The 11,580-nt window shown below is 58.8% G+C and carries 4 protein-coding genes and 5 pseudogenes; 3 read left to right on the top strand and 6 right to left on the bottom strand.

The window, feature by feature from the left end:
* A pseudogene (locus DTW90_RS36455) lies at nucleotides 1-455 on the top strand (transposase); the annotation flags it as partial.
* Nucleotides 456-1,034: 579 nt separating this feature from the next.
* Nucleotides 1,035-1,268 (top strand): annotated as a pseudogene (locus DTW90_RS38130) (methyl-accepting chemotaxis protein); the annotation flags it as partial.
* A 188-nt stretch (nucleotides 1,269-1,456) separates the two neighbouring features.
* On the opposite strand, the gene DTW90_RS36465 reads toward DTW90_RS38130, so the two are convergent.
* From DTW90_RS36465 to DTW90_RS36490, 6 genes and pseudogenes are all read right to left on the bottom strand, one after another.
* A complete protein-coding gene (locus tag DTW90_RS36465) occupies nucleotides 1,457-3,640 on the bottom strand; it encodes an ATP-binding protein (protein WP_149344973.1) in 2,184 nt (727 codons plus the stop codon).
* A gap of 229 nt (nucleotides 3,641-3,869) precedes the next feature.
* Entirely contained in the window at nucleotides 3,870-5,558 is a 1,689-nt protein-coding gene (locus DTW90_RS36470) for an ATP-binding protein (protein ID WP_149344980.1), read from the bottom strand.
* On the bottom strand, nucleotides 5,545-7,065 hold the full coding sequence (locus DTW90_RS36475) for an ATPase domain-containing protein (protein WP_149344975.1): 1,521 nt from the start codon (nucleotides 7,063-7,065) through the stop codon (nucleotides 5,545-5,547). Before DTW90_RS36475 ends, DTW90_RS36470 begins: the two co-directional genes overlap by 14 nt.
* 487 nt (nucleotides 7,066-7,552) lie before the next feature.
* On the bottom strand, nucleotides 7,553-7,792 hold the full coding sequence (locus tag DTW90_RS36480) for a DUF982 domain-containing protein (RefSeq protein ID WP_149344976.1): 240 nt from the start codon (nucleotides 7,790-7,792) through the stop codon (nucleotides 7,553-7,555).
* A 120-nt stretch (nucleotides 7,793-7,912) separates the two neighbouring features.
* Nucleotides 7,913-8,123 (bottom strand): annotated as a pseudogene (locus tag DTW90_RS38010) (Hsp20 family protein); the annotation flags it as partial.
* A gap of 1,337 nt (nucleotides 8,124-9,460) precedes the next feature.
* Nucleotides 9,461-10,165: pseudogene (locus DTW90_RS36490) on the bottom strand (ATP-dependent DNA ligase); the annotation flags it as partial.
* Between the two features lie 617 nt (nucleotides 10,166-10,782).
* Between DTW90_RS36490 and DTW90_RS36500 the strand changes: the two are divergent.
* Nucleotides 10,783-11,452 (top strand): annotated as a pseudogene (locus DTW90_RS36500) (response regulator); the annotation flags it as partial.
* Between the last annotated feature and the right edge of the window lie 128 nt (nucleotides 11,453-11,580).

Raw genomic sequence — 11,580 nt, forward strand, 5'->3', positions numbered from 1 at the left:
TGCCGACAGCGGCGAGATCATCGCTCACGTCATGACCGACCAGGATGCCGGCGACGCCTCGCAGGTCGAGGCGCTGCTCGACCAGATCGATGACCCCATCGACCAGTTCACGGGCGATGGCGCGCTTATGACGGCAACCCCACCTATGGCGCCGTCACCAAGCATAGCGCCGGCGCTGCGGTGGTCATTCCGCCACGCGCCAATGCGGTAGAACGGCCGGACGCCGATCCTTCGAGCCAGCGAGACCGACACATTGCGGCGATCAACACCGCTGGCCGAATGAAGTGCAGGTCGCGACCGGCTACGGAAAACGATCCCTGGTCGAGACCGCGATCGGTCGTTACAAATCGATCATCGGACACCGGCTGCGGGCGCGCTCATTCGGAGCGCGGCGGACGGAAGTCGCCATCGGCTGCTCGGTCCTCAATAGAATGATGGCATGCGCACGCCCCGAAATCCGTCCGCTGCAACACTGCAACGCCGTAGCAACAGCATCAAAGACGGAATGCCGTTCTTTCAACGACCCGCGCACCAAAGCCCTGCAGATCCAAAAATCTGAACGGAAAACGTCTTATTCACGGGTGGCATGCGAAACTTCCCAAAGTCAAAGCTATTTGGTTGCGCAAGGTGGTCCTCGCACAATCGGCAATGTGTCAAAGTTCACGAAAATGCACCTGGAATCGGTGTGGCCGATCATGGCCTGTCCGATCAATAGCAGGTTTTTAAAAAGTACAGCGAAAAGTAGCACTCATCGACGCGGGCTGCTCACGCGTTTTTGGATAGGTGTGTAAAATATGCAACAGCCGCGTTTGATTGAAACACCATTTGCTCTTGATGGGACACGAACCTACGACCGTGCTATTGGAATAGAGCTAACGCGCTGGAATTGCTCAGCGGCGGACATCCACTTTTCTTCCGCGGAACGGATGTTGCGGGGCCGACGGCGGACTGTCCGTTCTTGGTAGCATGTTACAGAAAGCTACCGTTGATGTGCCTATAGTTGCTTAGTCGGTCCCCCCGGCATTAACATCGACGTCCGGACCGGTGTCGACCTCGTTGGCCGGACCGGACGGTCGCTGGACGACATCGTCGCGCAAGTCGCAGAGATCAACGAAAACGTGGCGGCGATCGTCGAGGCGGCCCGGGAACAGGCGACGGGGTTGAAGGAAATCAACACGGCCGTGAATTCTATGGATCTGGCCACCCAGCAGAATGCGGCTATGACCGAAGAGAGTACGGCAGCAAGTGCCGAGCTTGCCGCGCAGGCCGCAGAACAGCGGCCTGCTTTGGCGCGTTTCGACACCGCGGCAGGCGCATTGGGTTCTGTTTCCACAGTTCAGCGCCGCCAGCGTCGCGCGGCGAGACGCCCAGACACCCGACCTTTAAGGGTAACGGAAGCGAGAGATCGTCAGCCAGCTGGCGATGCAGCGAGCAAGACCAGCGCTTGGCCGCCCGCTCACCGGTCAAGCACATCCCGAACTCGGACGGCCAGATCCTCAAAGGAGAATGGCTTGGGCAGCAAATGCACGCCTTTGTCGAGGCGCCCATGATGAACGATGGCGTTGCGGGAATAGCCTGTCGTAAACAACGCCTTCAGCCCTGGATCTATCTCCCGCGCCTTGGCAACCACGTCGGCGCCGCTCATGCCGCCCGGCAACACGACATCGGAAAAGATCAGATCGACTTTGCCGTGGCTTGATAGCGCCTGCAGCGCTGCAGGACCGTCCTTGGCCTCGAGTACATGGTACCCGAGTTCGCGCAGCGACTCGACCGAATAGGCACGAACGTCCGGATCGTCCTCGACGACAAGAATGACTTCTCCCGCCGCAGCCTCGGGGATAGCAGGTGCCTCTACCACGTCTTCATCAGCCCCGTCTGAGTAGAGCCGGGGCAGATAGATCTTGACCGTCGTCCCCTCCCCGACTTCCGAGTAGATCTTCACGTGGCCCTTCGATTGCTTGACGAACCCATAGACCTGGCTAAGGCCAAGCCCGGTGCCCTTGCCCTGGTCCTTTGTCGTGAAGAACGGCTCGAACACATGCGACAGCGTCTCGGCGTCCATCCCAGTTCCTGTGTCGGAGACGCTGATGGCGCTATACTGCCCGGGGATCACTTCGGCATGCGATGACGCATAGGCTTCGTCCAGATGGGCGTTGAATGTCTCGATCGTCAGTTTTCCGCCATCAGGCATCGCATCGCGGGCGTTGATCGCGAGATTGAGGAGCGCGCTTTCCAATTCGTTCGGGTCGGCTTCAGCCTTCCAGAGACCGGCAGCAAGCACCACTTCGATCTGGTAGATCTCTCCGAGCGTCCGGTGCAGGAGTTCGGACATGCCGCGGATCAGGCTATTGGCATCGATTGGCTTGGGGTCGAGCGGCTGCCGTCGGGCGAATGCGAGAAGCCTTTGCGTCAGGGCCGCTGCCCGCCGCGCGCCATTCATTGCCTGCGACGCCGCGCGCCGCAACCGTCCCGCTTCCGGTGGCAGGTTTCGTGTGAGCGTGTCGAGATTGCCGACAATGATCTGCAGGAGGTTATTGAAGTCATGGGCGACACCGCCCGTCAATTGCCCGACCGCCTCCATTTTCTGGGCCTGCCGCAGTGCCTCGGCATTTTGGGTCAGCTCATCTGTCTTCTGTTTGACCAGGTGTTCGAGATTGGCGTTGAGTTCCTTTAGTGCTTCTTCAGCACGGCGTCTTTCGTGCAGCTCGCGTTGTGCGGCATCGAACAGCCGAGCGTTGTCGATAGCGACCGCTGCTTCGCCGGCGAGGCCGGCGAGACCGCTTTCTGACGCCTCGTCGAACACGCCGATTTCAGCGTGACCGAAGAACAGGCCGCCAATCACCTCGCCGGTTCGGGAGATGACTGGCACGGCGAGGTAACTGCGAACGGGAAGATGACCCTCCGGCATGCCCCGTCGCGGCTCATTCTTGCCATAACGGCTGTCTTGCGTAATGTCGGCGGAGCGAACGATGCCCTCGCCGAGGAAGGTCGGCGCAAAAACCGCCGTGTTGCGCGGCATCGGGAACTTCGAAAACGCCTCGCGAGGAACACCGGACAGCGTATAGAGCATGTAGCTCTCGCCCGAGGGATTGATGACGTTGTAGAAGAATGCGCCGAACTGCGCGCCGGTGAGATCGACACCGGCATCTGTGACCAGCTGGACAACTTTCTCCAAGTCGTTCTCGCGGGCAAGATCGGCTCCAGCTCGGTTGAGAATTTCGAGAGCACGAGTGCGTTCACGCAGGGCCATCTCCGTCTCGCGCTGTTCCGTGCGATCGCGCAGAACTTTCACGAAGCCGACAAGCTTTCTCTGTTCATCGACGATCGGTGTCGTCTCCCCGACGGCCCAGATCCGGCCACCATCTTTCTGGAGCCGCCACCCTTCGCCGCTTCCTTTTCCCTTGAACCTAGCGTCGGCCAGCTCCGCCTCGAGCAACGTGGCCGCTCCTCCTTCCGGCGGGAAGATCGCCACCAGGGTCTTGCCGCGCATTTCGTCTTGCGACCAGCCAAGCAGAGCTTCGGCGCCCTTGCTCCAGCCGGTGATTGTGCCATCGACGTCGAGCATGATGATCCCGGTGTCGACTGCGCTGTCCAGGACCTGCTGAAGACGTTCGGCGGGGAAATGGGAGGCAATATTCATTCTATGGGTGCTCGCTGAGGCGCAGATGGTGCGGCCCGATATACAACACGGTTGGTTTGCATTGCAGGGATATGCGGAAAAATTAAGTAATCGGCAAGCGACGAAGGTTGGCGCGTGTTGGGCGTTCTCGTCGGCCGCATAGGCCTGCAAATAGCCGGCGAAAGGATGCACGGTCCATCTTGGATGCTCGATCCCTGTCGAGCCGCTCCCGCTGTTGTTTGTTGCACCCTCAATTTCCGTCTCCGCCGGCCATGGTTCGCCGGATCGCCTCTTCGAGCTCCGCCAGTTGATAGGGCTTGCGCAGGATGTTGATTCCCTGTGCCTCCGCGTCCTGTTTCGCCGCTTCCAAATAACCGCTGGTGAGCAGGATGGGTAAATCGTTCCGGCGGAACCGGATCTCCTTCGCGAGCACCAAGCCGTTCATCCCGCCTGGCATCATGATGTCCGAGAACACAAGGTCGACGCTGCGGCCGTTTGCCAGGGCGCCAAGGGCAGCTGCAGCCGTAGCCGCACGCACCACCTCAAATCCGAGCTCGTCGAGCATCTCGGCAACGAGCGCCGCGACTTCGTCATCATCTTCGACCAACAGCACGTTACCGGCAGCTTCTGCTGGCCGCCTCGCGATATGCAGATCGACCAGGGGATGCTGATCAGATGCAGGACGCTTCGCGGAGCGCGGCATCATTAGCGAGATCGTGGTTCCTTTCCCCACTTCACTTTCTATCTCGACCGTTCCGCCAGACTGCTGAGCAAAGCCGTGAACCTGCGCGAGACCAAGACCCGATCCCTTGCCGATATCTTTCGTCGTGAAGAAGGGCTCGAATACCCTAGCCTGCACCTCAGGCGTCATCCCAGAGCCATCGTCAGCGACGATGAGGCGAACAAAGTCGCCTTGACCGTCAGCTTCTGCCCGTGCCGCTTTATTCTCGCCGGTAATTTTGATCGTGCCCCCCTTTGGCATCGCGTCGCGCGCGTTGACCGCGAGGTTCAAAACCACGAGTTCGAGTTCGCTGGCATCGACTTCGACCGGCCACAGGTTTGGTGAGAGATCAATGACGACGTGGACGTCGCCCCTCAAGCTCCGGTCGAGCAACTCGCGCATGCCGCCGATCTGGCGCGCCAGGTCGATGGTTTGCGGTTTGAGATCCTGTCGCCGGGAGAAGGCCAGCAGCTGTCGTGTCAGGCCCGATCCTCTTTCAGCAGCCTGCCGCATGCCGTCCATCAGCCGCTTGCGCCTCGCCGGGTCCGCCTGCCGATCAAGCATTTCGAGGCCCCCGGAAATGACCATCAGCAGGTTATTGAAGTCGTGAGCGACGCCCCCCGTCAACTGGCCGATTGCTTCGATCTTCTGCGCCTGATGAAGTTTCTCCTCGACCTGCGCCCGAACGCGCATCTGGTCGCGCAGGGCCTTGTTGGCCGCTTCGAGCTCCTGTGTTCGGGCCACGACGAGGTGCTCAAGCTCCTGTGCAGAACGCTCGCGCTCCTCGAGCAACGCGCGAAGTTCCAGCTGCCGCGTTCGTGCACGAAGCGCTGCCTGTATCGTGCTAACGAGTGTCAGCGCCTGGACCGGCCGCTCCAGAAGAGCCACATTGCGCAGCTTGGCGATTACGTCCTGCCGCCACCCTTCGATGCCCATCTGCTCCTGGCGGCTGGTGAGCAAAATAAAAGGAAGGTCCGACCACGGTGGTTGGTCCGAGACCCATTTGTATAAGGAGCTGGCATGTGTTCCAAACAGCGCCTCTTCCGCAAGAAACGCTGCTGAAGCTCCTGCTTCAAGTGATGCCACGAAAGCAGCAAGATCACGGCATGCTTTGGCAGCGATCCTGTTGCGCATGAGCAGCTCGACGGACGCGGCCGCATCCCTGCCCACCGGAGCAAAGACGAGAACGGGTTCGGACTCGAATTCACTTAACGCCATCACGTCCGTCAACTGAAATTACTGCTGGAGCTGCGGTAAAATGGGGCGATCCCGCCAGCACGCCAATGAAGCCGGCCGTCGGTGGCCCAAGCCGAATACCTTTATCCGACAGGCTGAATTCGCGAACGCTATGCTCGTGCTGACCGCTTCGCTTTTTGACGACCGAGATCGCGCGGCGAACCTTGCCCTGCACCTCGAAATAACGCAGCATCACAACGGCGTCGCTGAGGTAGCTCAGGTCGAGCGGCGCTTCGAGAGGACCGACGAGCCCATGTTGAGCGAGAACGAGGATTGTCGTCACGCCTCGCTGGCCGAGGTAGGTCAGTAGTTCGTGCATCTGCAGGATAAGGAAACGCTCGTCCGGCATTGCATTCATGTAGCCGTTCAAGCTGTCAATAACGATGACGCGGGCACCGTCGTTTTCGACGCTTCTCTGGACGTTAGCGGTGAACTCTCCCGGCGACATTTCCGCCGGATCGATCTGCTGCAAGCGGATCATCCCGCTTTTCAGATGTTTCTGCAGATCGAAGCCAAGAGTTTTGGCGCGTGCTTGCAGCGTTCCCCGCCCTTCGTCAAAAGCGTAGATGACGGCATGCTCGCCACGGTCGGCGGCCGCCAGAGCATAGGTCAGGGCTAGCGACGATTTTCCCACCCCGGCTGCGCCGAGAAACAAGGCATTCGTCCCGCGCTCGAGCCCGCCACCCAGCATCTGATCGAGTTCCGCTATGCCGCTCGAGGTAAACTCCTCCTCAAATGCAAGATGGTGATCCGCTGCGATGAGCCGGGGGAAGACGTGGAGCCCGCCCTTCTCGATGATAAAATCATGGTAGCCACCGCGAAACTTGATGCCGCGCATCTTTACGACCCGAAGGCGTCGACGTTCCGCGCCGTAATCGATCGCGGTCTGCTCCAGCAGGACGACACCGTGCGCAATGGAATGGAGCTGCAGGTCGTTTTGCTGAGACGACAAATCGTCGAGAAGAATGACCGTGCACTGTCGGTTGGTGAAATAGTGCTTCAGCGCGAGCACTTGCCGCCGGTAACGCAGGGGACTGTGAGCAAGGAGGCGTAATTCTGAAAGACTGTCGATGACGACTCGCTTCGGGTTGAGCTCGGATACCCGGTCGAGGATGAGATTGGTCGTCTCGTTCAGTTCCATCTCAGCCGGATGAAACACCGTCAGCTCGCGGTCTGGATCGAGTGTCGTTTCCGGAGGAACAAGTTCGAAGAGGCTGACGCCGTCGAGCGACCAGCCGTGGCGTTTGGCGACGAGCTGCAGTTCGCGCTCGGTCTCCGACAGCGTGATGTACAGCACTCGCTCTCCTTGCCGAACGCCTTCGAGAAGGAATTGCAAGGCTATCGTCGTTTTGCCTGTGCCGGGGCGGCCCTCATAGAGATACAAGCGGTTTTCGTCCACGCCACCCTCAAGGATGACATCAAGGCCCTCTACCCCGCTGGAAATGCGCGGCGCGTCGATGGTCTCCACTTCATGTGATCTTTCGGACATGCCCTACCTGTGCAGCGAGACTTAGAGGTGAAAGGATATAGATCGCTGGCGTTGAGCCTCAAGTGGCCGAAAGCGAGCTTTCGCTGCGGTGGACGGTGCTAGGGACCAATCAGTCCCAGAACCCTTTCCAGCCATCACGCGGTCAAAATGCAGGCAGGACGGCGGGCCCACGGGTACCTCCAATCTCCGCCATGCGAGATGGTGAAGTGCGGAAACTCTCACATCAGGAAGACGATGTTCCAAGCAGTTCGCCTATGTCGACTAGCAGAAGCGTGAGGCAGAGCGTATCGAGGAAGATTACGAAGATCGTGACTTTCCGAAAAGAAAGCCGAGTGCCGCGCGTGGCCACTGCACTTGTGGCGGCAGCGACTTTGGGGCCGCCGCCCTGACGTATTGAGGTCCGGTTTGGCAAGGTCATGGAACGCTGCGGACTGGAACACCGTAGCCCTGGCGATTAGCGGAATCACACGTCGAATATACTTCGACCTTAGTGGGTGCTGAGTTCGGCTTCCTCTGCTGCGGCAAGAAACTCTCTTCGAGCATCCTCAACATCGATGCGACCAGCAATGGCTGCTCTACAGGCGTTGCGAGCTTTGATGAAACGCTGGCCGGATCTCTTTGGCCACAGGTCCGTGAGGACAATCATCGCGTCGAAAGGACCAGTTACAGTTCTGTATCCCGAGACGCCGAAGCCGACCTCGATTGGCTTATTCCACTTTTCTGACATCGTTGTCTCCTCCGAAAAGACCGCTCTTGGCGGCGGCCTTACGAATTCTAGATGGTGCCGGGATCTTCAAGATCAAGATTTCGGTCAGGAAGCAGCCACATGGAAGGGTACCAGCGGGAAATCGACGCCGAGCCGTATGCGGCGCTCGAAGCGGCCATAATAACGCACAGTGAACTGCCGATCCTTGTCTGCGGTCTCGGAGCGCTTTTCACCTTTAGCGTTAGAACGCCGTCCTTGAGCAGGACCTCGATGTCCTTCTTTCAAGGCCGGCACCTTGGGCTGTCACTTTCATCTCGTTGTCGGCGTCGGCGAACTCGACGCTCGGCCAGCCGGCACGGAAGCATCGTCATACTCGTAAGCACGTTTGATTGCGAAAAGCCGCGCGAAAGCTAAGCCCACTGCGATCAAAGTAGGCCAATTTTCGAAATTGGCAAGTTTTGGGGCGGGCTCCTGAACAACTTTCACATCGGGATTTTAATGATCCCAATGAAGCCATTTTGGCATACGCGCGGATTGTATTCGCTTACAAAAAGAGCCCGCGCGAGGCGGGCATAGAGTGGGTCCATTGCACAGGGGAAACGTCTGTGCGCCTCACAAATTAGGTCCTGTCGAGGATCAGTCAACCCGCGCACGCGCAGGCTGCAACAAAGTAGAATTCTAAAGGTCGGCGGGCGCTCTGAGACGGGAGCAGGAGAACGTCCAACGCCCGGCCCTAGCACCACTGTTCCGTGCGTCGCAATTCTATTCCGTTTCAGCCGTCCAGGTAATCCCAATGCCCGCATGGCTTAGCCGATCCACTTCAGCGCTTTGGCGATTTCGATGATGCCCCAAGCGAGACCGAGAACCCAGACGAGAGCGATAGCAATCGTCAGGAGTATGTCGAGGATGGCTCTGATCATTTTGTGCCGGAACTCAATAGAAAGAAAAGCCCGCCTGGCCGGGCAGGAACAGACCAGCTTGCTGGAGCGATCAGAATGACGACAAACTCAGATATATCACCAGCCGGTTGGTTTGCTATGCGATCTGAATGGGACTGATATGCGACAATCGCGATTGACGCTCGCAACAGTAGCGAAAGCGAGGCGGCTGCGGCTCGAAGCGATTTCAAATTGTCGCGGTGTAAGCGACAATCGACTTAGAGAATTGCACGCTTTGTTCCCCAAAGAAGACCCAGCGGAAAAATGGGGTGAGCTACGCGCCCCGCGGCCGCTCAAGAACCGTGGCGTCCGGGTGCAACTGCGGCAGGTAGCAAACCTGCATCCAGATCGTCGAAAGAAGGCGGTGTCCTCATGCGACCGCCAGACGCCAAGGCCGATCTGCCTGAGGGTTCCTCACGCGGCAATCCCCTGTTTCCAACGCCTCTCCGCATCAGACGATCGGAGATGGACAGCTCATCCCTGTCAAGGTCACCCCATTCTCTCCATATCTCATAGGCACGATCGCCGGGCCGTTCCACATCGTTCGCGGTCATGCTCTTACGTCCTGGTAGAAATAGCCTTGTTAAACGGATGGAGAGACAATTGGTTCCGGGCGGGGCTGCCACCGCAGCGATCATCATCTGCGTCCTTTCGAAAGGCTTCACAAAGATGCAAGCTGGGAGCAAGACTCAAGTCGATTGGTCGTCTGTGGCGGCCCTCATGGCCGCGGCAGCACGCTCAAGACCGACCGTCAGGCTGTCGGGTCCTTTGCGACCGCTTCCTCGATCTGATCGAACCTGCACTGCGATGGCTTCTTGTCCGATCGCCAACGCTTGAGCTTGGTGCCGTGCCGGAACCGGTGCCCGGTGACGTGGTCGAACCTCACCTCGACGACGAGTTCGGGTCTCAATGGTTCCCACTCGCCGCTTCGCTCGCCGCTCCAGCGGCTGGGACCGCCCGGAGCCTTTCCGGTAAATCCAGGCGCCTGGCGCAGCGCTTCGAGCCTTGCCGTCAGCCTTTCCCGCTGCGCATCGGCAATGGTCGAGGTAAATCCGACATGATCCAGGCCGCCATTGTCGTTGTGGAGACCGAGAAGCAGAGAGCCCACCTTGCGGGAGTTGACTTCATAGCGGAAACCACCGACCACGCAGTCTGCCATGCGCAGGCGTTTCACCTTTATCATGGCGCGGCTGCCGACCTCGTAGGCCCCGTCGAGATGCTTGCAGACAACGCCATCGAACCCGCCATTCCCAGCCTCGGACAACCATCGACGCGCCTGTTTCACGTCTCTCGTAAAGGGTGACAGCACGAGCGCATCTTCCAGATATCGACCCATGACCGTTTCCAGCGCGGCGCGCCTGTCGGTCAGAGGCTTGCGCAGATAGGAACTGCCGTCGGGCGACAGTAACAGGTCGAAGAGAACCAGCTTCGCCGGCGTAGATGCCGACAGCTTTCTGCATGGTTCCATGCATCCTCACAATAGGAGGGAGCTCATTAGCTGGCTTGCGGGTTTCGGCCACCGGCTAGGCCGTCGACCGAGGACCCGTCGGCGGCAGTAGTGGTGAAATAATGGAGAGATCATTTAAGTTTCATCTTGCGTTCGTGAAGCAGACGAAATAGCCCCTTGAGTTCAGGTTCGCCGACTTTGACGGCTGCCTCTAAGCAGCTGCACCACAACACCTCGCGCTGACCCTGTTCCTTATAGCGATCCAGGGTGCTCTCCGCCTTCAGGAGGTGGACCTGTACTATGCAGGGTACTCTGTCGCCATTATCGATACCTTTGAGATAGGTGAAGTGACCGAACGGCTTTTTTGACACCTTGCCGCATACGCCGGCTTCCTCACGGGCCTCCTGTTGGGCAACCCGATGCGGAGATTAGCCCACCATGGCCCCACCCTTCGGGATCGCCCATGGTGGGATTCGCGCGTGGTGATCAGCAGAACTTCAAGATCTCTCGTGACCTCGTTGAACCGATAGCAGATGGCGCCAAATTGCTCTTGGGCAGCCGGCCCCAATAGCAGCGGATTTTTCGGCACAACATTCTCCATCTCATCCTGTCTTGTAGGCGCCGGCCAAATCAATGAGCTCTCAGCCGGCGATTACGTCGTGCTTTCCGTCACTGATGAAGGAGAAGGAATGGATGAGGAGACGCTGGAGAAGGCGACCACGCCTTTTTTTACGACCAAGGGTATAGGGAAGGGAACGGGCCTCGGCCTCTCAATGATCCAGGGGTCCATGGCGCAGTCCGGCGGAAGCCTGGTGCTGAAGTCGCGAAAGGGCGAGGGAACGACCGCTGAGCTTTGGCTACCGATCGCTGAAAAAGACGGTTCAACGGGAGTGAAGGACACAACTGCGGTGGATGCGCCCCCACTTGAGCGTTCCCTTACTGTCTTGGTCGTTGACGACGACGGCCTGGTCCTTATGAATACAGCTCTTATGCTGGAAGATCTCGGCCATACAGTTATCGAAGCGCAATCGGCTGAAGACGCTCTCAGGATCCTGGAACAGGGCATCATTCCGGACATCGTAATTACAGACCAGGCGATGCCTCATATGACCGGTATCGAACTTTACGAAAGGATCGCAAAACTGTACCCCGGCATACATTCTCGCGACCGGATATGCGGAACTCCCTGGCGGGGCCGGAGCTGGAATACCCCGCTTACCAAAACCGTTCCTGCAAGGGCAACTGAACCATATGATGAAAGCGGTCCTAACACCACCCGTAAATATAGAAAACTAGGAGAGCTAGGCAGTGTGGACGGATTTGACCAAGATGAATGCGGCGGCGATGGAAACGATGGCAGCGAAATTTCGCTTCGTCTTCTCGCAGCGTAGTGCGACGCGCTTGAAGCGTTTGAGCTTGCCGAC

Origin of the sequence: Neorhizobium sp. P12A (assembly GCF_008365395.1) — a bacterium.
Classification (GTDB): Bacteria; Pseudomonadota; Alphaproteobacteria; order Rhizobiales; family Rhizobiaceae; genus Rhizobium.

What these genes read in the sequence shown, in the direction of transcription:
- DTW90_RS36470 (WP_149344980.1), bottom strand. Translation starts at nt 5,558, where the DNA reads ATGGCGTTAAGTGAATTCGAGTCCGAACCCGTTCTCGTCTTTGCTCCG.
- DTW90_RS36480 (WP_149344976.1), bottom strand. Translation starts at nt 7,792, where the DNA reads ATGTCAGAAAAGTGGAATAAGCCAATCGAGGTCGGCTTCGGCGTCTCG.
- DTW90_RS36465 (WP_149344973.1), bottom strand. Translation starts at nt 3,640, where the DNA reads ATGAATATTGCCTCCCATTTCCCCGCCGAACGTCTTCAGCAGGTCCTG.
- DTW90_RS36475 (WP_149344975.1), bottom strand. Translation starts at nt 7,065, where the DNA reads ATGTCCGAAAGATCACATGAAGTGGAGACCATCGACGCGCCGCGCATT.